The sequence below is a fragment of the Plantactinospora sonchi genome (assembly GCF_036422035.1).
Taxonomy (GTDB): Bacteria; Actinomycetota; Actinomycetes; order Mycobacteriales; family Micromonosporaceae; genus Plantactinospora; species Plantactinospora sonchi.
Map to the genome: position 1 here is coordinate 34,999 of NZ_JAZGQK010000010.1, position 24,161 is coordinate 59,159.

The window sequence follows — 24,161 nt, forward strand, 5'->3', positions numbered from 1 at the left end:
GGTCGACGCGGCCGCGCTGAGCGGCTCGGGAACGATCGCGGTCACCCGGCCTGGGCGGCCAGCCGTGATCCTGCCCCGGGCGAACCGCCGTCCGCCGCGCCCGCGCCCTCGTCGGCCGGCAGCGGCGGACCGTCGTCGCCGGCCGGGTCCAGCGGCGGCACCCGGGTCAACTTCTCCGGGTTGACCTGGTGGTAGAGCCCGGTGATCCGGCCGGCCACGACCGTGCACCAGACCACGCCACGCAGCGACAGCCCCCGCCGGTAGTCGGCCTCGACCTGCAGCCCCGGGAAGCCGTTCACCAGCACGTGCGCCGTCCGCAGGTTGCGGATCGCCGAGGTGGCCGTCAACCGTTGGAGCAGGCCGAGGGCGAGGCGTGCCACCTTGTCGGCCCCGACCACCGGGCGGCGGACGGTCGGGAAGAGTCCTCCGCCGTCGCCGACGAAGACCGCGTCGGGGGCGAGCACGGCGAGCAGCCCGTCAAGGTCGCCCGCCTCGGCGGCGGCGAGGAAGGCGGAGAGCAGGCGCCGGTGTTCCACGGGGTCGGTCGACCGCCGCGCACCGCCCTCGGCCATCGCCCGCCGGGCCCGGGTGGCGAGCTGCCGGGCGGCCGCCGGGCTGGTGCCGAGCGTGGTCGCGATCTGCTGGAACGGTACGGCGAAGACGTCGTGCAGCACGAACGCCACCCGCTGTTCGGGGGAGAGCCGTTCGAAGAGCGTCAACAGGGCGATGCCGACCTGTTCGGTCCGTACCGCCCGCTCGGCGGGGTCGGCGGCGAACCCGGCCGTCCGGTCCTGGGCCGCGTGGTCGGGGAGCCGGTCGACGATCGGCTCCGGCAGCCACGGGCCGTGGTACGTCTCCCGGCGTACCCGGGCGGAGCGCAGCACGTCCAGGCTGAGCCGGGCGGCGGTGGTGGTGAGCCAGCCCCGCAGGTCGCGTACCTCGGCGCGGGCCTGTGGGGTGGCCAGCGCGGCGGCGTACCGGAGCCAGGTCTCCTGTACGACGTCCTCCGCCTCGGCCCGGCTGCCCAGCATCCGGTAGGCGACCGCGGTCAGATGGTCCCGTTCGGCCTCGAATTCCGTCGCCAGGTCCCGCATGCCCCGCCTCCCGGTCCGCTCGGACTGCCCACTACGACGATGACAGACCGGGCAGGCGGGGTGTGGCCGGGTGGATCCGGCCGACTTCGCCGCCCGGCCCTGGTGTCGGCGGGGAGCGTTCCGGGTAACCGGTTGTTCGGGATCGATTGTTCTGTTCCGGAGGTTCCTGTCAGACCCAAGGTGAACAGCAGGTGAATGGCGGATGAACCGGCTCTGACCAGGGGTGGGCCGGCGAAAATCCCGATCTGAGGTTTCCTAGCATCTCCCAGGGGCAGCCTCTTGCGGCCCGCCACCCGTCCGCCGACGCAACGAGGTCCGTGCCGTGAAGTTTTCGCTCCGCCCCTCCGAGGGCGCCTTCTACGAGTTGTTCACCCGAGCCGCTCACAACCTGGTGCGCGGCACCGAGCTCCTCAACGAGCTGGCCCTGCCCGGGGTCGACGTCCAGTCGGTCAGCGAGCGGCTCACCGAGGTCGAGCACGACAGCGACCAGATCACCCACGAGCTCTACAAGAAGATCAACTCCACCTTCATCACCCCGTTCGACCGGGAGGACATCTACCGGCTCGGCTCACTGCTCGACGACGTGATGGACCACCTGGAGGCGGTCGGCAACCTGCTCTACCTCTACGGGCTGACCAAACTCCCGTCGCTGCCCCGGGAGATGCACGAGTTGGTGAACGTCCTCGACCAGCAGGCCAAGCTCACTGCGGACGCGATGCCGCGGCTGAAGGCGATGAAGGACCTCGAGGACTACTGGATCGAGTGCAACCGGCTGGAGAACGACGGCGACCAGGCGTACCGGATGCTGCTGGTCCGGCTCTTCTCCGGCGAGTACGACGCGCTCACCGTGCTGAAGATGAAGGAGGTCGCCGACGAACTGGAGGCGGCCTGCGACGCCTTCGAGCACGTCGCCAACACGGTCGAGACCATCGCGGTCAAGGAAAGCTGACCAGTGGAACCTGAACTCATCGCCGTGCTGGCGGTGATCGCGGTCGCGCTGGTCTTCGACTACACCAACGGCTTCCACGACGCCGCGAACGCGATCGCCACCAGCATCTCCACCCGCGCCCTCACCCCCCGGGTGGCCCTGGCCATGGCGGCCATCGGCAACTTCATCGGCGCGCACTTCGGTGCCGGGGTGGCCAAGACGGTCGGCAGCGGCCTGGTCGACCTGCCCACCGGGGTCTCCAGCCTCGGCATCGTCTTCGCCGGGGTGATCGGCGCGATCACCTGGAACCTGATCACCTGGTACTTCGGCCTGCCGTCGTCCTCCTCGCACGCGCTGATCGGCGGGCTGGTCGGCTCGACCCTGGCGGCCTCGCACACCGTGCTCTGGGGCGGCATCGGCAGGGACGTGGTGCTGCCGATGATCCTCTCTCCGCTGGTCGGGTTCATCCTCGGCTACATCGTCATGGTCTCCGTACAGTGGATCTTCCGGAACGGGCAGCCGGCCAAGCTCAACCGGGGCTTCCGCTGGGCCCAGACCGCCTCGGCGGCGGCGATGTCGATCGGCCACGGCATGCAGGACGCCGCGAAGACCATCGGCATCGTGGTCCTCGCCCTCTTCGTCGGCGGCTACCAGAGCAGCGCCGAACACATCCCGGAGTGGGCCTTCTGGACCTCGGCGACGGTGCTCGCGCTCGGCACCTACGCCGGCGGCTGGCGGATCATCCGTACCCTCGGCCGGAAGATCATCGACCTGCGTCCGCCGGAGGGCTTCGCGGCCGAGAGCGTCGCCAGCGCGGTGCTCTACTTCAACGCCCTGGTGCTGCACGCCCCGATCTCCACCACCCACACCATCACCTCGGCGATCATGGGCGTCGGGGCCACCAAGCGGCTCTCCGCCGTACGGTGGGGCGTCGCCGGCAACATCGTCGGCGCCTGGATCCTCACCTTTCCCGCCGCCGGCTCGATCGGCGCCATCATGTACTTCCTGGTCAACCCGCTCTTCTGAGGTGTAAGGAAGGGCCCCTTCCTATCGTTTTCCGTTGTACAAGGGGCCCTTCCTGACACCTCTCACGGGTAGGTGACGCCGATCTGCTCCCGTACGGTGTCCAGCAGCTCCATCACCTCGAGGGTGACCGAGTGCGGCACCAGCGGACTCTCCAACAGCCCCTCGGCCAGGCAGCGCTGCACCTCGGCCGCCTCGTACTGGTAACCGGAGCCGGTCAGCTCGACCGGGAGCGGTTCCGGGTCGGCGCCGGCCCGGTGCAGGGTCACCCGGCTCGGCCGGTAGAACGGCGACCCCAGCTCGATCCGCCCGGTCCGGCCGCTGATCGTCGCCGTCACCGCCGTCTCGCCGATCATGCCGCAGGTCAGGTTCGCCACCGCGCCCGATTCGTAGCCGAGGAGGATCCCGGTGTTCTCGTCGACCCCCTCCGGGCTGATCTTCGCCCAGGCGCGGATCTCGTCCGGTACGCCGAGCAGCAGGTGCGCCAGGCTGACCGGATAGACCCCCAGGTCCAGCAGCGCACCGCCGCCGAGCGCCCGGGCCCGCATCCGGTGTTCCGGCGGGAACGGGCCGGCCACGCCGAAGTCCGCCTGCACGGTCGTCACCTCGCCGATCGCGCCGTCGTCGATCAGCTCCCTGACCCGACGTACGACCGGATTGCACCGCATCCACATCGCCTCCATCAGGAAGCGGTTGTTCGCCCGGGCGGTGTCGATCAGCTCCCGGGCACCGGCCAGGTCGAGGGTGATCGGCTTCTCCACCAGCACCGCCCGGCCGGCGGCGAGACAGGTCATCGCCGCGTCGTGGTGGGCGGCGTGCGGGGTGGCGACGTACACCACGTCGATGGTGTCGTCGGCGGCCAGCTCCTGCCACGACCCGTACGCCTGTGGGATGCCGTGCCGCTCGGCGAAGGCGTGGGCGGTGTCGGCCGTACGGGAGCCGACCGCCACCACCTCCGCGTCCGGCAGCAGGCGGAGATCTTCGACAAAGGTCCTGGCGATGTTGCCGGTGGCGAGGATGCCCCAACGTGTCATGGGTGGGACGGTAACCGAGCCGGTCGCCGGCACCGGACGGGCCGGGCAAGATCGTGGCCCCCGTCCCCCGGCACTACCCTCGCAGCATGCCGAACCACAGCGCCGGGAAACTGATCTTTCCCGCCGAGGAGTCCTTCGTCGCACGGGCCCGCCGGTTCCACGCCGAGGGTCGGCCGCCGGCACCGGCCCGACGGGCGGCGACCGTACCGCTGCTCCGGCCCGACCCGTCCGGTGGTGACGGCTTCGAGGTCTACCTGATCCGCCGGGCCGCCCGGATGACCTTCGGCGGCATGTACGCCTTCCCCGGCGGCAGCGTCGACCCGGCCGACTCGTCGGCCGACCTGGACTGGGCCGGCCCCGGGCCCCGACAGTGGGGTGACCGGCTCGGGCTGCCGCCGGCCGAGGCGCAGGCACTGGTCTGCGCGGCGGCCCGGGAGGTCTTCGAGGAGGCCGGGGTACTGCTCGCCGGCCCGCACCCGGACGAGGTGCTCGGCGACGTGAGCGGTGACGACTGGGAGCGGTGCCGGCAGGCACTGGTCGACGGGCGGACCAGCTTCGCCGACCTGCTCCGGGACTGCCGGCTCACCCTCCGCTCCGACCTGCTGCTGCCGTGGAGCCGGTGGGTCACGCCGGAGTTCGAGGCGCGGCGCTTCGACACGTACTTCTTCGTCGCCCTGCTGCCGGAGGGGCAGCTCACCCGGGACGTCTCCGGCGAGGCCGACCAGACGCGCTGGCTGTCGCCGGCCGACGCGGTGGCCAGGGCGGACGCGGGGGAGCTGACCATGCTGCCGCCGACCCGGGCGACGCTGAGGGAGATCGCGGACTGTGTCGACCTGGCCGGGTTGCCGGCCGCCGCCGCCCGGCGGGACCCGACCCGGCCGCTGATGCCCCGGCTGGAGTCCACCCCCGACGGTGGTGCCCACTTCCTGGTCGACTGACGGGTCAGGCTGCGCATCCGTCAGCCGGTCGTCTCAACCGGTCGCCTCTGCCGGTCACCTCTGCCGGTCACCTCGGCCCGGTAGCGCTCGATCCGCCGCCGGTCGAGCTCGTCGGCCTGCTGTCGGTGGTACACGACGACGGCGCGGTCCCACGCGGCCGGCCGAGCCCGTTTCCGGGACTCTCCCGGCCGGTGTCCCGTGCTACCGTGCTCGGCACAGGTCATGAGTGCCAGCGCGAAGCCCCGGCTTGCTGGCCGGCAACCCTCCGTTCGCGGGCGGGGTGCTCCGGGTGAGGACCGGGTTCGACACGCAGTGTCGGGCAAGCCGCGAAATGGAGGGTCGCGTGTCAGTCGTCGTCACACACCACAGGGCCGGGTCCTCGGCTGGGAAAAGCGCGCGGATCGGAGTGTGCCCATGACGGCGCCGCTGCGGTTCCGTGCCGCCGGGCCGGACGACGCCGCGCGGATCGCCGGGCTGCACGCCGACAGCTGGCGTCGCCACTACCGGGGCGCCTACGCCGACTCTTATTTGGACGGCGACGTCGAGGCCGAACGCCGGGTGGTGTGGTCGGGCCGCCTGGCGGCGTCGGGCGGTACCGGGACACTGCTCGCCGAGCAGGGGGAACGGCTGGTGGGCTTCGTCCACGTCGTCTTCGACGACGATCCACGGTGGGGGAGCCTCGTCGACAACCTGCACGTCGTACCCGATCGACACCGCACCGGCGTCGGCACCCGGCTGCTGGCCCGGGCCGCCCGGGCCGTCACCGAACAGGCGACCGGCACCGGGTTGTACCTCTGGGTGTTGGCGCAGAACGCCGCGGCGCAGGCGTTCTACGCCGCGCGGGGCGCGACCCACGTGGAGACGGCCACGGTGGGGCCGCCCGGTGGCGATCCCACCCGGCTGAACGGCACGCCCCGCAAACTGCGGATGGTGTGGGCCGACGCCGCGTCGCTGTGCCCGCTCCCCGAACGTCGCTGACCAGCGTCTGCTTGCGGCGCGGCGAGGCCGGTACGCGAAGCTCAGTGGATCTTGCGGTGGCGTGCTCTGGTAGGTTCCGCGAAATGGACGCCCCCGGCCACGACGCGCTGATCACCGCAGCCCAGCAGGTCCTCAAACCCCATTCCGTGCCTGGCTACGGTGGGTCGAGCCGACGCATGGGCCAGGTGGCGTCGACCCTGGTCACGACGAACGGCAACGCCTACTCCGGGGTCTGCGTCGACACCGGATCCGGTACCGGCTTCTGTGCGGAGCACGCGGCGATCGCCGCCATGGTCACCGCCGGCGAGTACCGGATCGCGAAGATCGTCGCCGTGTACCGCGACGAGGCGGGAACGCTCTACGTGCTTCCGCCGTGCGGACGGTGTCGGGAGTTCATCCGCCAGATCGACCCCGCCAACCTGGAGGCGGAGGTGGTCCTCGGCCGGACCGAGTCCGCGAAGCTCCGCGACCTGCTGCCCCGCACCGACTGGCCCGCCCCGGTCGACATCACCCCGGTCGACATCGACCAGCTCACCGGCAGCTGAGCAGCGCGCTGGGCCCGGGTGTCAGGAGGGGGCCCTTCCTATACAAAAAGCGATAGGAAGGGCCCCCTCCTGACAGGTCAGCCGAAGCGGCCGGTGATGTAGTCCTCGGTCTTCTTCACGCTCGGGTTGCTGAAGATCTTTTGGGTGTCGTCGTACTCGATGAGTCGGCCCGGGTCGCCGGTCCGCTCGATGGAGAAGAACGCCGTCCGGTCCGAGACCCGGGCCGCCTGCTGCATGTTGTGCGTCACGATGATGATCGTGTAGCGGTCCTTCAGCTTGAACATCAGGTCCTCGATCGCCAGGGTGGAGATCGGGTCCAGTGCCGAGCAGGGCTCGTCCATCAGCACGACCTGCGGCTCGACCGCGATGGTCCGGGCGATGCAGAGCCGCTGCTGCTGACCGCCGGACAGGCCCGCGCCGGGCTTGCCGAGCCGGTCCTTGACCTCGTCCCAGAGGTTCGCCGAGCGCAGTGCCCGCTCGGCCGCCTCCTCCAGGATCGACTTCTTGCGTACGCCGTTGAGCCGCAGCCCCGCGACCACGTTGTCGAAGATCGACATGGTCGGGAACGGGTTCGGCCGCTGGAAGACCATGCCGATCATCCGGCGGACCGCGGTGACGTCCACGTCCCGCTCGTAGATGTCCTCGTCGTCGATGGTGAGCCGACCGTCGACCCGGGCCCCCGGCAGCACCTCGTGCATCCGGTTGATGGACCGCAGGAAGGTCGACTTGCCGCAGCCCGAGGGGCCGATCAGCGCGGTGACGGTCTTCGGCTCGACGGTGAGGTTGATGTTCTCGATAGCTTTGAAACCACCGTAGTAGGCGGTGACGTTGGTCGCTTCGATGCGCTTGGCCATGATGATTTTTTCCTCCTCCGGTCAGCGGCCGAACCGGTTGCGGCGGGCCAGCAGTTTCGCCGCGATCGTCAGGACCAGCACGAGGGCGACAAGGGTGAGCGCCGCCGCCCAGGCACGGGCCGGGGCGTAACGCGACGCGTCCCCGGCCTGCTGGTAGACGAAGAGCGCCAGTGACGACTGGTTGTTCTCGAACGGGTTGAAGTTGATCGCCGCGCCGCCGCCGGCCACCAGCAGCACCGGTGCGGTCTCACCGGCGGCCCGGGCGACGGCCAGCATGACGCCGGTGACGATGCCGGGCAGCGCGGTCGGCAGGACGATCCGCAGGATCGTCTTCCACTTCGGGATGCCCAGCGCGTACGACCCCTCGCGCAGCGGCGCCGGGACCAGCCGGAGCATCTCCTCGGTGGAACGGACGATGGTCGGCAGCATCAGCACGCTCAGCGCCAGCGAGGCGGCGAAGCCGGAGTAGCCGGGCCGGCCGTTGTTGAAGTACGGGGAGACGATCAGGATCCAGAACGCCAGCACGAAGAGGCCGGCGACGATGGACGGGATACCGGTCATCACGTCGACGAAGAACCGGATGATCTGGGCGAAGCGCCCCCGGCCGTACTCGACGATGTAGATGGCGCAGGCGATGCCGAGCGGCACGGTGATCAGGGTGGCGATGCCGACCTGCTCCAGCGTGCCGATGATGGCGTGGTACGCCCCGCCGTTCGGGTCCCGGGCCCCGATGTTGTTCATCGAGGTGCCGAAGAAGTTGCCGTCGAGGCGGTCGAAACCATTGTCGACCAGGGTCCAGACCACCGAGACCAGCGGCAGCAGGGCCAGTACGAAGGCGGAGTGGATCAGCGCGCTCCAGATCCGGTTGCGCGCCTGCCGCCGGCCCTCCACGGCGTTGCTCGCCACGAAGATTCCGACCAGGTAGAAGACCACGGCGAGGGCGAGGACCAGGGCGGTGCCGCCGATGTCGGTGCCGTAGACGAGTACGGCGGCGACGGCCAACGCCGCCACCGCGATTCCGATGGATGCCACCAACGGCAGCCGACGGGCCCGCAACTGCGGGCGCTGCCCCGGCGCGACCGGAGGTGCGGTCAGAGTGGTCATGCGGCAGACTCCGTGAACTCCCGGCGCCGGTAGATGATGGCCCGCGCGGTCATGTTGACGATCAGGGTGATGGAGAAGAGCACCAGACCGGAGGCGATCAGTGCGCCCCGGCCGACGTCGTTGGCCTCGCCGAACGAGTTCGCGATGTTGGCGGCGACGGTGTTGCCGCCGTTCTCGATGATGTTGAACGAGATCTTCGAGACGATGCCGAGGGTCATCGCCAGGGCGATGGTCTCGCCGAGCGCCCGGCCCAGGCCGAGCATGGTGGCGCCGATGACGCCGGGCCGGCCGTACGGCAGCACCGCGGTCCGGATCATCTCCCACTTGGTGGCGCCGAGGGCGAGTGCGGCCTCCTCGTTGGCGGTCGGGGTCTGCAGGAACACCTCGCGGGAGAGCGAGGTGATGATCGGCAGCACCATGATTGCCAGCACCAGTGAGCCGAGCAGGATCGAACGGCCGAACGGCCCGTCCCCGCCGAAGATCGGGATCCAGCTGAAGTACTTGTTCAGCCAGCCGGACAGGTCCCGGACCGGGCCGTAGAAGTAGTCCCGGCCCCAGAGACCGAAGACCACGCTCGGCACCGCGGCGAGCAGGTCGACCAGGAAACCGAGCGTGGTGCCGACCCGACGGGGGGCGTAGTGCGACAGGTAGAGCGCGATGCCGAGGGCGATCGGCACCGCCAGCAGCAGGGCCAGGAACGAGGTGAGTACGGTGCCGAAGGCCAGTGCGCCGATGCCGAACCGGGGCTGGGACTCGTTCGGGAACCAGCCCTCGAAGGTGAAGAAGTTCGTGGTGTTGGCGTTCAGCGCCGGTACGGCCTTGGCGACCAGGAAGATCGCGATCGCCACGATGATGAGCAGCACCACCGCGCCGGCCGACATGGTGAGACTCTGGAAGATCCGCTCCGCGCCGAAGGCGCGGCGCCGGGGCAGCGCGCCGCCGCCGCCCTGGGCGCTGCCGCCCAGCCCGGCGTTCCCGTCCCGGCCGCCGACTCCGTCCGGAGTGCGGTCCAGGGGTGTCACTGGTACGTCGACCGACAGCGCGGCACCGGCGGACCGGGCGTGACTGGTAGTCACACGCGGTCCGCCGGTGCCGGCGTTGGCCGAGCGGTCTGGGGTGTCGCCCATCTGCTCGCTCGCTCCGTTGACGAAGTTATGAGGATGATCTGTCGATCAGGCGTTGCGGAGGGATGATCCGTCCGTGGTTCAGGCGAGGGCCTTGACCGCAGTCTCGACCTTGGCGCGGACCGTCTCCGGCAGCGGGGCGTAGCCCAGCTCGGTCAGTTCGGCCTGCCCCTCGGCGCTGGCGGCGTGGCTGAGGAAGCCCTTGACCAGCGCCAGCTTGTCGGCGGCGAGGCCCTTGCTGCAGACGATCTCGTAGGTCACCAGGACGATCGGGTACGCCCCGGCCTCCTTGGTGTTGAAGTCGATCGTCATCTTCAGGTCGTTGCCCTGGCCGGCCACCTGGGCACCGGCGATGGTCTTGCCAGCCGACTCGGCGGTCAGCTCGGCGAACTCGCCGGCCCCGTTACCGATCTTGGCCATCTTCAGGCCGCCGTTCTCGGCGTACGACCACTCGACGTAGCCGATGCTGCCGTCAGCCTGCTTGATCGCGCTGGCCACACCGTCCGACTTGGCGGCACCGGTGCCACCCGGGGCCTTCCAGGCCTTGCCCTTGCCGAAGGTCCAGTCAGCCGGGGCGGTCTTGCTCAGGTAGTCGGTGAAGTTGTCGGTGGTGCCCGACTCGTCCGAGCGGTGGACCGTCTGGATCGTGGTCGACGGCAGCGTCACACCCGGGTTGTCGGCCTTGATGGCGGCGTCGTCCCACTTGGTGACCTTGCCGGCGAAGATCTGCGCGAGGGTGGTCGGCTTGAGCTGCAGAGTGTCCAGCCCACTGACGTTGTATGCCACCGAGACCGGGCCGATCACCATCGGCAGGTGGATCGCCGCACCGCCGGGGCACTTGGCGTCCGCCTGCGGCTGCTCCTCCGGCTTGAGGGCCGAGTCCGAGCCGGCGAAGTCGGCGGTACCGGCGATGAAGGCCTGGATGCCCGCGCCGGAGCCGCTCGGTTCGTAGTTGATGGTCGAGCCGGCGCACTTCTGCTGGTACGCCTTGCGCCACTCGTCGATCGCGTTCTTCTGCGCCGACGAACCCTGCGCGTTGACCGTGCCCGTGGCGCAGTCGGCGGCAGCCGGGTTCGCGGAGCCGGACGCTCCGGTGGGCTCGTTATTGTCCGAGCCGCACGCGCTGACTGCCAGTGCCGTGGCCAGAGCGAGGCAGGCAATGGTGCCGTGCCGCTGGAGCTTCACCTGAAAGGTTCCCTTCACCTTGAAGAGCAAGACAGACCCGGGACCCTTCCCGGGAGCCGGCTGGTGGCCAGCTAGTAGGGAAAGTTAGAAGTGCCAGGTAGCCGGCTCGCCGGTCACAAGTGAACGGGGGGTGAACAGGGGTGACCGGCTGGATGACCGGATCCTGAGGGTGGGATGTCCGTTCCGTGAACCGTGGGACTGCTGCTGCCGAACGTGACCATTAGGGCGGTTCGTCGCCGCCTGCCGCCGTCCGGGTACGCGCCACCGGACCACCCACGGTACGCCCGCCGGAGGGTTATCCGGTCGGGCTGCCGGGCCAGCGGTACTGGACGTGGCGTACCCAGTTGGCGAAGCCGAGCCGGGCGTAGAGGGCGACCGCGCCGGTGTTCGACTCGTCGACGTAGAGCATCACCCGGCTCAGGCCGGTGTCGCGCAGGTGGTGCAGGCCGGCGAGGGTGAGCGCCTTGCCCAGTCCGAGACCGTGGGTGTCCGGGTCGACGCCGAGGACGTACACCTCGCCGATCGGCTCGGTCGGGCCGGCGCCGCCGGTGCTGTCCCGGCGGTGCACCTTGGTCCAGTGGAAGCCGAGCACCCGCCCGGTGGACTCCTCGACGGCGAGCAGGAAGCCGTTCGGGTCGAACCACGGCTCGTCGAGCCGGAGCCGCAGGTCGGCGGCGGTCCACCGGCCCTGCTCGGGGTGGTCGGCGAAGGCCCGCCGGTTGACCCGCAGCCAGTCCTCGTCGTCCTCGCCGGGCCGGAAGGCACGCAGCGACACCCCGTCGGGCAGCGGAGGCTCGGGCAGCGGCTCCCGCAGCGAGCGACGGAGCTGCCAGAGCACCCGGTCCCGACCGAAGCCCAGGTCCAGCGCGAGCGCGGCGGCGGACGGGTGGTCGCCGTGTGCCCAGACCAGCAGCTGGTCGCCGGTGGCCGTGGCCGCCGCCCGGGCGGCCTCGACGAGGGCACGGCCCAGCCCCTGCCGGCGGTGGGCCGGGTGGACGACCAGCCCGGCGGAGAGTCCGCCGGTCGTCTCCGCCGCCTCCAGGTACGCGTAGCCGACCGGGGCGTCGGCGGAGTCACGGACGAGCAGGTGCCGGGCGTCCCCGGCGACGGCGTGCCGCAGCCGCAGCGTCACGTGCTCGTCGAGCGGGTCCGCCCCGTCGGCGGCGCCGGCCGCGGCGGCGAGCCCGAGCACCGCCTCGACGTCGTCCGGAGCGAGTACGTCGAGTCGGACGATCCGCCGCTCCGCCGCCGTCTTTCTGATCACTTCCACACCGTAGACCTTTCCGCCGCTGGTCGGCCGTGGAGGCGGTAGGCCGTGACTCAGCCCGGTTGGGCGTGCGACGGTTGGTCCGCGCCGCCCGGCGGGGAGCCGGACGGCGGCACGGTCGCCGACGGCTCCGACTCCGGCGCCCCGGTCGGCAGCGGGGCGATGACAAACCGTCTGCTCAGGCTGATCAGGATCGGGTACAGGGCGTTCACCGTGCCCTGCCGGTTGCCGCCGCCGTCGTGCAGCAGTACGACGGCTCCGGGGAACGCGCTGGCGGTGACCATCGAGGCGATGTTCCCGGCGCCCGGCAACGTCCAGTCGCGCGGGTCCACCGTCCAGTGCAGCGACGTCATGCCGAGCTCTCGGGCCGCCGCCACCAGCGAACCCGTCCAGTTGCCGCCGGGCTGCCGGTAGTAGGGGATGCTGGCCTGCGGTACCGCCGCCCGGATCGCGTCGTTGGTGCGGGTCAGGTCGGCCAGGATGCTGGTCGTCGAGCGGCTGCCCAGTGCGACGTTGTGGTCCCACGAGTGGTTGCAGAGCGTGTGGCCGTCGGCGACGATCGCCCGGACCAGCCCCGGGTACGCCCGGGCGTTCTCGCCGACCAGGCAGAAGGTGGCCCGGACGTGGAACTCGCGCAGGACGGCGAGGGTCTGCGGGGTGTACCGGGGATCGGGGCCGTCGTCGAAGGTGAGGGCGACGGTGCCGGTGCCGGTGGTCACCCGGGCGCCGTACGGGCCGTCCGGCTCCGGCGGCAGCTGGGTCTCGCCCGGCTGGGCCGTACCGGGGTCCTCCTCGTCGGACCCGTCCGGTGCGGAGGACGGCGACGGTGCCGGGGCGGACGTGACCGGTGGGTGTTCGGTCCCGCGCTCGGCCCCGCCTTCCGGGCCGTGAACCGGCGGTGACGCCAGCCCACCGTCGGCCGGGTACGCCGCACCGGTGTCGACCTGTCCGTGTCCGGCGGCCTCGGGCTGGTGCCGTTCGGTGCCGGCCCTGCCGAGGGTGTGGCCGAGGGTGTAGGCGCCGCCCAGGATCGCGGCCGTGACCAGTGCCGCGATCGCGAGCATCCGGCTTCTCGACAGGCTGCCCATCAGTCGACCGCCATGAACATCACTGATGTCACCCCTGCCCCCGTTGGATCTACCGGTTCAGGGTAGGCACGAAATACCCGAATAGTTCCGCTTTCTCGGATCCACCTTCCCGGGTACGCGAGGAGGCCACCCGGCACGCGCCGGGTGGCCTCCTCGTGGTCTTTCGCTGGTCCGGATCCCGCACACCGGCGCGGGCACGGCTCTCAGACGGGCAGCGGAATGCCCTCCGACTCGGGCAGCGGCCGCGACGGCGGGGTGACGAACTTGTAGCCGACCTGCCGGACGGTGCCGATCATCGACTCGTACTCCGAGCCGAGCTTGGCCCGCAGCCGTCGTACGTGCACGTCGACCGTGCGGGTGCCGCCGAAGTAGTCGTAGCCCCAGACCTCGCGCAGCAACTGGTCCCGGGTGAAGACCCGACCCGGGTGCTGGGCGAGGAACTTGAGCAGCTCGAACTCCTTGTACGTCAGGTCGAGCGGCCGACCCTTGAGCTTCGCGGCGTACGTGTCGGGGTCGATGGTCAGCTCGCCGGCCCGGATCAGCCCGCCGGCCGCCGCGGTCGCGTTGCTGAGCCGGCCGACGGCGAGCCGCAGCCGGGCCTCGACCTCGGCCGGCCCGGCGCTGGCCAGGATCACGTCGTCCACGCCCCAGTCCGCGTTCAGGGCGATCAGCCCGGCCTCGGTCACCACCGCGACCAGCGGTACGCCGAGCCCGGTGGCGTGCAGCATCCGACAGGTGGCCCGGGCCTCGCTCAGCTCCGAGCGGGCGTCGACGAGCACGGCGTCGGGACTCGGCCCGGACACCAGGGTGCGGACATCGCGGGGAGCGGTGCGCACCGAGTGGGGAAGCAAATCGAGTGCCGGCAGCACAACGGACGGTTCGCCTGCGCGCGCGGTCACCAGCAGCAGGATCTCCACACATCACCTCCGTCCCGGCGGCGCCGGACCGGCGTCGCGCGGTGTGGCCAGCGGTGTGCCGGCGGTGACCGGGAACCGCTGAAGACTGGGGGTCATCCCGGCTTCACTGACGGGCAGGTAAGCCCTGAGCTTATCGGAAGTTCCGCCGGACGTTCTCACACGTTCGTCCGAACAGTTGTGGGATCGGCCATACGGACCGGACATTCCACATCCGGGCCGCCGGCACCGGCGCGTCGCCCGCGCGGTCTGGCACGATCGGGGCGTGTACCCCTCGACGCCACCGGAGACAGGTCGGGATTCCTGGGCGGACGGCCGCCCCGGTCCGGGCGGACCGCGCCGCGCACCGGAACCCCGCGGTCACCCCGCCGGTCCCGAACCGGCCCGCGGCCCGTACGACGGTCCGCGCCCGTTCGACGGCCCGGGTCCGGACGGTCCACGGCCCCCGGACGGTGGCCGGGCCGCCGCCGGGTCCCGCCCGTTCGACGGCCCCCGAAGGCCGGAGACCCCGACCCGGGAGCCCGCCCCGACCGGCCGCCCGGACCTCGGCAACCGACCCGACCCGGCCGTCGAGGGCGACGAGGAGGAGGAGCTGCCGCCGGTACCGGTCCGGCGCCTGCTGTCGGTGGCGATCGCCGGCTTCTCCGGGCTGCTCGGCCTCGGCCTGATCTTCGGCGCGTACACCGCCGGGCCCGGCGCCCGGATCCCGTTCGCGGTGGTGGTCCTCGGGGTGCAGTTGCTGTTCGTGCTCTCCTGGACGATGGCGATGCGGCCGCCCGCGCTGCCGGTGGTGGCCGGCGCCTCGGTCGTGGTGGCCGGTGCCGCCGACGCCGCCGCCGTCCTGCCACAGATCGCCGCGCTCGGCCCGCTCGGGTACGTCGCCGCGGCCGGCTTCGCCGTCGGGGTGCTCGGCCAGCTCGTCCGTCGGGAGGACCGGATACGGGTCACCGAGTCACTCGGCGCGACCCTGTTCATCGTCGTCGGAGTGGTCTCGTTCGCGACCCTCGTGGTGCTCAGCCGGATTCCGGTCGGCACCCAGGCGATCTACATCTGCCTGACCGCGACCGCGGTCGCGTTGACGGTCGCCCGCCTCACCGACGCGGTACTGCCCTGGCCCCGGCTCGCCCCGCAGGTGCCGCGCGGCGCGGCCGGAGTGGTGGCCGGCGCGATGGCCGGCACCCTCGCCTCGGCCGTGCTCGGCAGTTACCTCGTCGGGTTCACCCCGACCAGCGGAGCCGTGGTGGGGTTGATCGCGGCGGCCGCCGCGGTCCTGGCCGACCTCGCGGTCGGGTACGCCGAGGCGGGCCGGCTGATGGCCGGCGAGCCGCCGACGATGTGGGTGGCCCGGCACATGCAGGGTCCGCTCGGCGGCTTCGCCCTGGCCGCGCCGGCGGCCTACGCGATGACGGTTTTCTTCCTGTAGGGACCGGCCTCCGCCCGTCGTACCCGGTTGTGGAAAGGTCCCTTCCTGACCGCCGGCGGCGGGCGGCGATCCGACCGCCGGGGTGGGGTGGGGCCGGACCGCGTCGACGGTTGGGGACGTGTGCCGTCGGGTAGATAGTGGTCCACGAATCGGGCGATCCGACAGTGGGGACAGGGGAGGCGGCGTGGCGGAGAGCTATCCGGCGGTTGACGAGGCGCACGAGGAGCGACCGCGTCGGCGACGGGGTCGGCGGGTACTCATCGTGCTGCTCGTCCTGCTCCTCGTGCTGGGTGGACTGGTCGTGGTCGCCGACCGGGTCGCCGTCGGGGTCGCCGAGCGGATGGTCGCCGACCAGGTCAACCGGGAGTTGACCCAGCGGAACGTCACGTTCGCCAGCCCTGATGTGACGGTGGGTGGCTTCCCCTTCCTCACCCAGGTGGTCGACGGCCGCTACGACTCGATCCGGATCGTGCTGCGCGACGTGGAGACGCCGGTGGCGGAGAAGGCGACGACGGTGTCGGTGCCGGAGGCCACGATCGACGCCGAGGGCGTCAACGCCGCGCTGGACACGCTCCGCTCCGGACAGGGCGACATCACCGCGGACACCGTCCGGGGCACGCTGACCGTCACGTACGAGAGCGTCGTGGCGCTGATCGACGAGCCCGGTGTGCAACTGCGCGAGGAGGAGGGCAAACTGGTCGTCACCGCGCCGGTGCAGGTCCCCCTGATCAACCAGCGGATCACCGTACGCGGCAACGCCAAGCTGACCCCGCAGGGCGACGACATCCTGATCAGCTTCTCCGGGCTGACCTCCCCGGACCTGCCGGACAACCCGCTGGTCCGCACCTTCGTCAACGGGTTCGCCGAAGACCTGTCGGTACGGGTGCCGCTGCCGGCGCTGCCGTTCCCGGTTGAGGTGACCGAGATCGTCCCCCGCTCGACCGGACTGGCGATCAGCGGTACGGCCCGGAACGTGGCCCTCAACGAGGTGCGTTGACCCCACCGTCGCCCGGCGACGGCGGCGCCTTCCCCGGACGGTTGCCGTCGTCGCCCCGCACGGTTGTCGTTGTCCCGCCGGACGGGCCACGACCTGCCGCCGAACGGTGTCGCGGGCCGATCCGTCGATCCCGGATCGTGGTCGGCCCTTAGTAACCGGCCCATCGCGCTGATAGGCTGCCACACCATGGGGACGCTCCTCACCAAACGGCGCGCGGTCGACCTGTGCCGCGTGGCCACCTGCCTGTGTCGCTCCGTCATCTGACGGCGGAGCTGCTCTCTGCGTACCCCCTGAGCTCTCTCCACGCCCGGCAGCGGCGCCGTCGCACGTACCCGTGATCCGTACCTGTCAATGGGTCCCGCGCGTGACATGCGACAAACAACTTCGGTCGACCCGCACGCGCAGGCTCACCAACACCATCCTCACCAAGGAGTGATCTGATGAGTCGCGACACCGCACTCGTCTCGGCCGACTGGGCCGAGAAGAACCTCGACACCCCCGGCGTGGTTTTTGTCGAGGTCGACGAGGACACCACCGCCTACGACGGTGGGCACATCGCCGGCGCGATCAAGCTCGACTGGAAGACCGACCTGCAGGACCCGGTGCGTCGGGACTTCGTCAACAAGTCCCAGTTCGAGGCGCTGCTCTCCGAGCGGGGGGTCGGCAACGACGACACCGTCATCCTCTACGGCGGCAACAACAACTGGTTCGCGGCGTACGCGTACTGGTACTTCAAGCTCTACGGTCACGGCGACGTCCGGCTGCTCGACGGCGGCCGCAAGAAGTGGGAGCTGGACGCCCGTCCGCTCGTCACCGACGCGGTGACCCGGCCGGCGACCCGGTACGTCGCGCAGGAGCCGGACCTGTCGATCCGCGCCTTCCGCGACGAGGCGGTCGCCGCGATCGGCACCAAGAACCTGGTCGACGTCCGGTCGCCCGACGAGTACGCCGGCCGGCTGCTCGCCCCGGCGCACCTGCCGCAGGAGCAGGCGCAGCGCGGCGGGCACATCCCGACCGCGATCAGCGTGCCGTGGTCGAAGGCGGCGAACGAGGACGGCACCTTCAAGTCCGACGAGGAACTGGCGAAGATCTACGGCGACGCGGGGCTGGACGGCAGCAAGGACACCATCGCCTACTGCCGGATCGGCGAGCGCTCCTCGCACACCTGGTTCGTGCTCAAGGAGCTGCTCGGTCACCAGAACGTGAAGAACTACGACGGCTCCTGGACCGAGTACGGCTCGCTGGTCGGCGTGCCGGTGGCGCTCGGCGACGAGCCGGGGGAGGCGTGACCAGATGACCACGCCGATCGCCGCCAGTTGCGCGGCACCTGACCAGGCGGCCCCGCTTCCGGCCAGCCTGGACCTGGAGAAGGAAACCGTGATCACCGGGGTGGTCAACGCCGAGTCCGGCGAGGCCGTCCACGGCGCGTACGTCCGACTGCTCGACTCGACCGGCGAGTTCACCGCCGAGGTGGTCACCTCGCCGGCCGGCGAGTTCCGCTTCTTCGCCGCGCCCGGCACCTGGACGCTGCGTGCGCTGTCCCGGCACGGCAACGGCGACGCCTCGGTCACCGTCAGCCGGGGCATCAACGAGGTGAGTGTCACCGTCGGCTGACCCGACACCGCCGACCTGAGGGCCCCGCCGATCGATCCCGGATCGGCGGGGCCCCGTCGTGTGTGAGGAAGGGCCCCTTCTTATCGTTTCCTGTATAGGAAGGGCCCCTTCCTAACAGGTCGGCCGGGGGCACCGAGGTCGTCTGCGACGGCTGCCGGAAGGTGTGAAGGGGAGAGCGGGGATCGGGCGTACAGGGGTGTCGGATCTGTTGACGCTCTTGGAGGACTGCACCGTATGACCGGACCCCTGTCGTGAACGCGCCGCCCGAGGTGGCCCGCGCGGACGATGTCGAACTGCTCAGACAGTCGCATCACGAACCCGAACGCTTCGCGGTGCTCTTCGACCGGTACTACCCGGAGATTTACCGTTTCGTGGCGAACCGCCTCGGCCCGACCGTCGCGGACGACATGGCGGCCGAGACCTTCCTGGTCGCCTTCGACCGCCGGACCAGTTTCCAGGCGCACACCCCGACCGGCGGGCACGTCCGCGCCTGGCTGTACGGCATCGCCACCAACCTGGTCCGCCGACACCGCCGCGGCGAGGAGCGGCGGTACCGGGCACTGGCCCGGGCGCCGCAGGACCCGCTCGCCGTCGGCCATGACGACCGGATCGCCGCGATGGTCAGCGCGCAGAGCGTACGACGGGAACTGGCCGAGGCGCTGCGCTCGCTCTCGGCCCGGGACCGCGACGTGCTGCTGCTCGTCGCACTCGGCGACCTGAACTACCACGAGGTCGCGACGGCTCTGGGCATTCCCTACGGCACGGTCTGCTCCCGGCTCAGCCGGGCACGTCGCAAGGTGCGCAAGGCATTCGGCGACACCGGTCCGACCCGCGACGAACGAAACATGGGGGCGCTGTGATGGACGACGACCTGCGGATGATTCGCGACGTGCTGGGCGACGTTCCCGCGCCGTCCGCCGAGACAGTGGCCCGGTCCCGGGCGGCCCTGGTGGAGCGGGCGAGGAACGAATCAGCACTGTCGACTTCGGATGGTGTGACGGCGCGGGGACTCCGTCGGGCACGGGCGGCGGCAGGACTCCACCGGGCCGGGGTGGCGAGGCCGGCCGGACGGAAGACCGGCTGGTGGCGCTGGTCTATCGGTGGTGGTCTGGGGATCTCCGGGGCGGTCGCCGCCGCGCTGGTCGTACCGATGCTCGGTCCGACCGCGACGGTGCCCGAGGACCCGGACCGGGGCGGGTCGACCAGCCAACCGGCCACGGTGGCGATCGGCGACCGCGACGACGCCGGAACGGTGCTGCGGCTGGCCGCCGCGAACGCCCGACTCGGTTCCGCCGTCGAGTTCCGGGCCGGGCAGTTCATCTACCGGGTGGTCGAGGAGGAGCACACGGGACTGATCGGCGACGTCGAGGGTGACGGGCCGGTGGCCATGATCCGGGTGGGGCGGCGGCACGAGATGTGGTCCACCATCGAGGGCCTGCGCGCGATGCGGACCCGGATCTCGAACGGAACCAGTCGCACCCCGGTCACCCCGGCCGATGCCGAGGCGGTCCGGAAACTCGGCTACGACCTGAACGCGCCGCCCCAGGTCGAGGAGGACGGGCCGGCGCCCGGCAACGAACCGCCCCCCGGCTGTACGACCTGCTGGGAAACCCGGGACCCGGGCGAGCTGTACCGGCCGACCCCGGCGTACCTGGCGAGCCTGCCGACCGATCCGGTCCGGCTGCTCGACACGCTGCGGACGGCGGTCGGCGACCGGAACAAGCACTCGCCCGACCAGGAGGTCTTCACCGCGGCCCTGGATCTGCTCAAGGAAGCTGACCCGATCATGCCGCCCGACGTCCGGGCCGCGCTCTACCAGGCGGTCGCGCTGATCCCCGGCGTCGAGCGGATCGACGGTCAGGTCGAGCTGGGCGGCCGGCAGGGCATCGCGATCGGCCGGGTCAACGACGCCGCGACCCTGGACGACAGTCAACGAGAGGAACTGGTCTTCGACACCACAGGTCGGGAACTCCTCGGTTTCCGCATCGTCACGGTCCGGGCATCGCGCGGCCTCCCGGCCGGCACGGTGGTGTTCCAGAGTGCGCCCAGGTACGCGTTCGTGGACCAGATCGGTGAGACCCGATGACGGCCGGTGCGGACGGGTCGCGACCCGGTCGCGGCGCGAAGCTGCTCGCCGCCGGGTTGACCGCGGTCGTACTGCTCGCGGTCCCCTTCCCGGCCGGTGCGGCCGCCCCCGGCAACGGCGGGGCGGCGGAGCTGGCCGGGTCGGCGGCGGCGGTCGGCGACGGCGGGACCGCCGGCGCCGGAGGTACCCGGCTGGGGGCCGGCGGCACGGTGACCCTGATCAGCGGCGACACCGTCCGGATCGACCCGGACGGACCCTCGGTCCAACCGGCGACCGGACGCGACGGCTCCGTCCGGCCCAGCCCCCGTACCGTCTCGTACGCCCGCTACCAGCGGGACGGCGACTGGTTCGTGATCCCCACCGACGCGGTACCCCTGCTCCGGGCCGACCTGCTCGACGAACGACTGTTCAACGTCACCGGTCTGCTCGCCCAGGGTTACGGCGACCGGACGAGTCAGGTCCTGCCGCTGCTCGTCGAGTACGCCGACACCGACCAGGCCCGGCGGGCGGCTCCGCTGGCGGGGACGCCGGCCCGGCGGGCACTGCCGGGGCTGAACCTGACCGCGAACGACCAGCCGAAGACGACGGCGGCCCGGTTCTGGGCGGACCTGGTACGTCAGGCGGATCCGGGGGCGCGAAGCATCCGGGGCGGCGTCCGGAAGGTGTGGTTGAACGCCCGCTACCAGGCGAACCTGGAGCGGAGCGTGCCGCAGGTCGGCGCGCCCACCGCCTGGCGGGCGGGCTGGACCGGCAAGGGCGTCACGGTGGCGGTCCTCGACTCCGGCTACGACACCGACCATCCGGACCTCGCCGGACGGGTGTCGGCGGCGGAGGACTTCACCGGGGCCGGGGACGTCGAGGACCGGTTCGGGCACGGCACCCACGTGGCGGCGACCGTGGCCGGTTCGGGCCCGGACGGTCGGCACCGTGGGGTGGCCCCGGACGCGAAGCTGGCGGTGGGCAAGGTTCTCGACGACTCCGGCCGTGGGCCGGAGGAGTGGGTCCTCGCCGGTCTGGAGTGGGCGGTCACCGAGGCCGGCGCGAAGGTGGTGAACCTGAGCCTCGGCAGCGCGCCGAGTGACGGCACCGACCCGGTCAGCCAGGCGGTCGACCGGCTCAGCACGGAACACGGCACGCTTGTCGTGGCCGCCGCCGGAAACAGGGGAGCGTACGCGCCGGTGGATGCTCCGGCCAGCGCCGACACGGCTCTCGCGGTCTCCAGTGTGGACGCCGCCGACCGGGTCAGCGAGTTCTCCAGCCGGGGCCCCCGGGTCGGCGACGGGGCGTTGAAGCCCGAGATCGCCGCCCCGGGGGAGGCGATCGTGGCGGCGCGGGCGACCGGGGCGTACCCGGGGATCGCCGGCGATCCCGACCACGTGCCACTCTCCGGCACGTCGATGTCGGCCCCGCACGTCGCCGGGGCGGCGGCGCTCCTGGCGCAGCGGCACCCGGACTGGTCCGGCGCCCAGCTCAAGGCCGCCCTGGTCGGCGCCGCGACGCCGGCCCGGGAGTCCCGGGTCTTCGACGTCGGCGCCGGCCGGCTCGACGTGGCCCGGGCGGTCACCCAGCCGGTACGTGCCGAGACGGCCACCCTGAACGCGAATCTGCCCTGGGGGTCCACCGGGGTGACCCGGAAGCTGACCTACCGCAACGACGGGTCGACGCCGGTCACCCTGCGGCTGGCGGTGGAGCTGACCGACACCGCAGGCCAATCGGCCCCGCCGGGGCTGGTCACGCCCGGCGCGACCACGCTAACCGTGCCGGCTCGGGGCAGCGCCACCGTCCCGGTGCGGATCGCCGGCCAGAGCAGGGCCGGGACGTACGGCGGGGTCCTGGTCGCCACCGCCGACGGCAGCAGCGTACGGACCCCGGTCGCGGTGCGGCAGGAGGCCGAGACCCACGAGGTCACCGTCCGGGCGCTGGGCCGTGCGGGTACGCCGACCGACGCGGCGACCACGATGGTGGTCGGCGTCGATCCGCTGACCAGCGGGATCCGCGAGTTCGTCTCCGGTGCGTCGGGCACCGTGTCGGTGCCGGCCGGGCGGTACGCCCTGCTGAGCAGCGTCGAACTGGATGTCGCCCCGGGCAGCGTGGGCCTCCGGCGGGCGGCGCTCGGTTATCCCCGGCTGACCGTCGCCGACGACACCACGGTCACCGTGGACGCCCGGTGGGCCCGGGCCGTACCGCTCGGGGTCGCCGACCAACCGGCGGCGACCGACGGACTACGGGAGATCACCCTCGGTGCGCGGTGGTCCGGTGCCCCGAACGACACCAGCATGGCGAACGTGTTCGAACCTCGGTTCGGCGAGATGCTGGTGGGCAGCGCGCCCGGGGTCAGCGGTGACGAGTTCACCGTCACCGACCTGGCCGTCCTCGAACGGCCGGTGCTGGAACTCTCGGCGACCGCGCCGGAGCGGTTCCCGGTCCGGGCTGGCTGGCTCTGGCGGCCGGGACCGGTCCCGCCGTTCGAGGGGACCGCGGACCTGCCGGTGGTCCGGCTCGCGGTCGGTCCGGCCGGGCAACTGCCCGGTGTGGACGTCGCCGGCGCGCTCGTCGTGCTCACCTCGCCGGACGACACGTCAGAGGCGTTCGCGCTGGCGCCGGTGGTGCGGCAGCTCGCGGATCGGGGCGCCCGGATGGTGCTGATGGCGACCGGGTGGTTCGAGTGGGCGGACGAGCCGCTCGCCGTGCCGACCATGAGCTCGGGGCCCCGTTTTCCGGGACTCGACCGTCTTGTCGCACTCGCCGACGGGGGTGGGCTCACCGTGTCCGTGATTGGGTATCCGCTGAGCCCGTACCGCTACCAGTTGGGGCACCAGGTTCGCGGGGCGGTTCCGGCCGACCTGGCGTACCGGCCGACGACCGCGGCACTGGCCGCCGTCCCGACCAGCTACCACGACGCGGGTGAGGGGGTACGGCAGGTCCGGTCCTCGCTGCTGCTGGACGACGACCACCACGGGGTGATGTTCACGTTGCCGGTGTTCGCACCCATGCGTCGCACCGAGTACTACACACCGGGGAGATGGTTGGTCACGTTCTACAACGAGGTCTCGCCGGCGAACGCGCGGGCCGAGCTCAGTCTGCGTCCGGGTGCCAACCCGACGGTCGACTGGGACCGGGCGGTGGTGGGTCCGGCGCTGACCGGGCCGACCGTGGACAACCTCGACCGGCCGTGGGTGAGTCGGCAGGGCGATGTCGTCGACGTGGTGCTGCCGATGTTCACCGACGCCGCCGGCCATCCGAAGCCCACCTCCGATTTCGGTGACGCGACCACCGGCAGCACCAGCCTGTACCGGAACGGGAAGCTGGTCGGCACCGTCGGCCAGCCCGGCCGGGGGCAGTTCGCCGTACCGGGTGGCGTGGCGACGTACCGGCTCACCGCCTCGGCGACCCACAACTCGCCGACCTGGCGGCTGAGCGCCACGGTCAGCGGCTCCTGGACGTTCCGGTCCGGTACGGAGTCGTCCCGCAAGGCGTTGCCGCTGCTGGGGATGCTGCTCGACGCGCCGGTCGACCTGGGTAACCGGGTGCCGGTCGGTGGCCGGGAACCGGTGCGAATCTCGGTGCACCGGCAGGACGGGGTGGCCGAGCGGCCGGTGGTGTCGGTGACCGTCGCCGTGTCGTACGACGACGGCCGGACCTGGCGTGCGGTGCCGGTGAGCCGGGACGGCACCGGCTGGTTGGCGTCGGTGCGGCACGACCGGGCCGGCCACGTGTCACTGCGGGCGAGCGCCACCGACGCGGACGGCAATGCGGTGGAGCAGACCGTGCTCCGGGCGTACCAGGTCGGCGGATAACGCTCTGCTGCTGTCTCAGGGCCCCGCCGGTCGACAGTGGTCGGCGGGGCCCGTTGTCGTCCGGGTCACCCGGCAAAGGGGTTTGAGCATTCGCTCAACACTCCTATGCTGAGGCTCGGATTTGAGCGCCCGCTCAAATCGGCGACCGGTGGACGCCGTGCGGTGGAG

At 71.6% G+C, this 24,161-nt stretch carries 22 protein-coding genes and 1 riboswitch; of the genes, 13 read left to right on the forward strand and 9 right to left on the reverse strand.

Annotation, left to right across the window (positions count from 1 at the left end):
- Positions 1 to 41: 41 nt before the first annotated feature.
- Entirely contained in the window at positions 42 to 1,094 is a 1,053-nt protein-coding gene (gene sigJ, locus V1633_RS12225) for an RNA polymerase sigma factor SigJ (protein WP_331214384.1), read from the reverse strand.
- A 322-nt stretch (positions 1,095 to 1,416) separates the two neighbouring features.
- Here sigJ and V1633_RS12230 point away from each other — a divergent pair, with 322 nt between their 5' ends.
- Positions 1,417 to 2,043 (forward strand): DUF47 domain-containing protein, encoded by a 627-nt coding sequence (locus tag V1633_RS12230; RefSeq protein WP_331214385.1) that lies wholly within the window; start codon positions 1,417 to 1,419, stop codon positions 2,041 to 2,043.
- Between the two features lie 3 nt (positions 2,044 to 2,046).
- Positions 2,047 to 3,048, forward strand: a complete 1,002-nt coding sequence (locus V1633_RS12235) for an inorganic phosphate transporter (RefSeq protein WP_331214386.1) — start codon at positions 2,047 to 2,049, stop codon at positions 3,046 to 3,048.
- 62 nt (positions 3,049 to 3,110) lie between these two features.
- Here the strand turns inward: V1633_RS12235 and V1633_RS12240 are convergent, their stop codons facing one another.
- On the reverse strand, positions 3,111 to 4,079 hold the full coding sequence (locus V1633_RS12240) for a Gfo/Idh/MocA family protein (RefSeq protein WP_331214387.1): 969 nt from the start codon (positions 4,077 to 4,079) through the stop codon (positions 3,111 to 3,113).
- 86 nt (positions 4,080 to 4,165) lie between these two features.
- On the opposite strand from V1633_RS12240, the gene V1633_RS12245 reads away from it, so the two are divergent.
- The 3 genes from V1633_RS12245 to V1633_RS12255 all read left to right on the forward strand — a co-directional run bounded on the left by V1633_RS12245 (position 4,166) and on the right by V1633_RS12255 (position 6,540).
- On the forward strand, positions 4,166 to 5,017 hold the full coding sequence (locus V1633_RS12245; protein WP_331214388.1) for an NUDIX hydrolase: 852 nt from the start codon (positions 4,166 to 4,168) through the stop codon (positions 5,015 to 5,017).
- A gap of 218 nt (positions 5,018 to 5,235) precedes the next feature.
- Positions 5,236 to 5,349, forward strand: a riboswitch (SAM riboswitch).
- A gap of 82 nt (positions 5,350 to 5,431) precedes the next feature.
- Positions 5,432 to 5,995: a GNAT family N-acetyltransferase gene (locus tag V1633_RS12250; RefSeq protein ID WP_331214389.1), complete on the forward strand. Its 564-nt coding sequence runs from the start codon at positions 5,432 to 5,434 to the stop codon at positions 5,993 to 5,995.
- 83 nt (positions 5,996 to 6,078) lie between these two features.
- Positions 6,079 to 6,540: a cytidine deaminase family protein gene (locus V1633_RS12255; protein WP_331214390.1), complete on the forward strand. Its 462-nt coding sequence runs from the start codon at positions 6,079 to 6,081 to the stop codon at positions 6,538 to 6,540.
- A gap of 77 nt (positions 6,541 to 6,617) precedes the next feature.
- Here V1633_RS12255 and pstB read toward each other — a convergent pair whose 3' ends face one another.
- The 7 genes from pstB to V1633_RS12290 form a co-directional block, all read right to left on the reverse strand.
- The gene (pstB, locus tag V1633_RS12260) at positions 6,618 to 7,394 is read right to left on the reverse strand and encodes a phosphate ABC transporter ATP-binding protein PstB (protein ID WP_331214391.1); all 777 of its coding nucleotides are present in this window, start codon (positions 7,392 to 7,394) and stop codon (positions 6,618 to 6,620) included.
- Between the two features lie 21 nt (positions 7,395 to 7,415).
- A complete protein-coding gene (gene pstA / locus V1633_RS12265) occupies positions 7,416 to 8,498 on the reverse strand; it encodes a phosphate ABC transporter permease PstA (RefSeq protein WP_331214392.1) in 1,083 nt (360 codons plus the stop codon).
- The gene (gene pstC, locus V1633_RS12270; RefSeq protein WP_331214393.1) at positions 8,495 to 9,625 is read right to left on the reverse strand and encodes a phosphate ABC transporter permease subunit PstC; all 1,131 of its coding nucleotides are present in this window, start codon (positions 9,623 to 9,625) and stop codon (positions 8,495 to 8,497) included. The genes pstA and pstC overlap by 4 nt, the downstream gene beginning before the upstream one ends.
- Before the next feature lie 78 nt (positions 9,626 to 9,703).
- The gene (gene pstS / locus V1633_RS12275) at positions 9,704 to 10,807 is read right to left on the reverse strand and encodes a phosphate ABC transporter substrate-binding protein PstS (RefSeq protein WP_331214546.1); all 1,104 of its coding nucleotides are present in this window, start codon (positions 10,805 to 10,807) and stop codon (positions 9,704 to 9,706) included.
- A gap of 295 nt (positions 10,808 to 11,102) precedes the next feature.
- On the reverse strand, positions 11,103 to 12,071 hold the full coding sequence (gene mshD, locus V1633_RS12280) for a mycothiol synthase (protein WP_331214394.1): 969 nt from the start codon (positions 12,069 to 12,071) through the stop codon (positions 11,103 to 11,105).
- 56 nt (positions 12,072 to 12,127) lie between these two features.
- A complete protein-coding gene (locus V1633_RS12285) occupies positions 12,128 to 13,162 on the reverse strand; it encodes a polysaccharide deacetylase family protein (RefSeq protein WP_331214395.1) in 1,035 nt (344 codons plus the stop codon).
- A gap of 203 nt (positions 13,163 to 13,365) precedes the next feature.
- A complete protein-coding gene (locus V1633_RS12290) occupies positions 13,366 to 14,079 on the reverse strand; it encodes a winged helix-turn-helix transcriptional regulator (RefSeq protein ID WP_331214396.1) in 714 nt (237 codons plus the stop codon).
- Between the two features lie 262 nt (positions 14,080 to 14,341).
- Here V1633_RS12290 and V1633_RS12295 point away from each other — a divergent pair, with 262 nt between their 5' ends.
- The 8 genes from V1633_RS12295 (at position 14,342) to V1633_RS12330 (ending at position 23,993) form a co-directional block, all read left to right on the forward strand.
- Positions 14,342 to 15,499 (forward strand): hypothetical protein, encoded by a 1,158-nt coding sequence (locus tag V1633_RS12295; RefSeq protein ID WP_331214397.1) that lies wholly within the window; start codon positions 14,342 to 14,344, stop codon positions 15,497 to 15,499.
- Positions 15,500 to 15,683: 184 nt separating this feature from the next.
- Positions 15,684 to 16,496, forward strand: a complete 813-nt coding sequence (locus tag V1633_RS12300; RefSeq protein WP_331214398.1) for an LmeA family phospholipid-binding protein — start codon at positions 15,684 to 15,686, stop codon at positions 16,494 to 16,496.
- Between the two features lie 186 nt (positions 16,497 to 16,682).
- On the forward strand, positions 16,683 to 16,760 hold the full coding sequence (locus tag V1633_RS12305) for an Ms5788A family Cys-rich leader peptide (protein ID WP_331214547.1): 78 nt from the start codon (positions 16,683 to 16,685) through the stop codon (positions 16,758 to 16,760).
- Between the two features lie 176 nt (positions 16,761 to 16,936).
- On the forward strand, positions 16,937 to 17,785 hold the full coding sequence (locus tag V1633_RS12310) for a sulfurtransferase (RefSeq protein ID WP_331214399.1): 849 nt from the start codon (positions 16,937 to 16,939) through the stop codon (positions 17,783 to 17,785).
- Positions 17,786 to 17,789: 4 nt separating this feature from the next.
- Complete coding sequence (locus V1633_RS12315; RefSeq protein ID WP_331214400.1) at positions 17,790 to 18,110, forward strand: DUF1416 domain-containing protein; 321 nt, start codon at positions 17,790 to 17,792, stop codon at positions 18,108 to 18,110.
- 251 nt (positions 18,111 to 18,361) lie between these two features.
- Positions 18,362 to 18,970, forward strand: a complete 609-nt coding sequence (locus V1633_RS12320; RefSeq protein WP_331214401.1) for an RNA polymerase sigma factor — start codon at positions 18,362 to 18,364, stop codon at positions 18,968 to 18,970.
- The gene (locus V1633_RS12325) at positions 18,970 to 20,196 is read left to right on the forward strand and encodes a CU044_5270 family protein (protein ID WP_331214402.1); all 1,227 of its coding nucleotides are present in this window, start codon (positions 18,970 to 18,972) and stop codon (positions 20,194 to 20,196) included. Before V1633_RS12320 ends, V1633_RS12325 begins: the two co-directional genes overlap by 1 nt.
- On the forward strand, positions 20,193 to 23,993 hold the full coding sequence (locus V1633_RS12330; protein ID WP_331214403.1) for a S8 family serine peptidase: 3,801 nt from the start codon (positions 20,193 to 20,195) through the stop codon (positions 23,991 to 23,993). The genes V1633_RS12325 and V1633_RS12330 overlap by 4 nt, the downstream gene beginning before the upstream one ends.
- Positions 23,994 to 24,161: the final 168 nt, after the last annotated feature.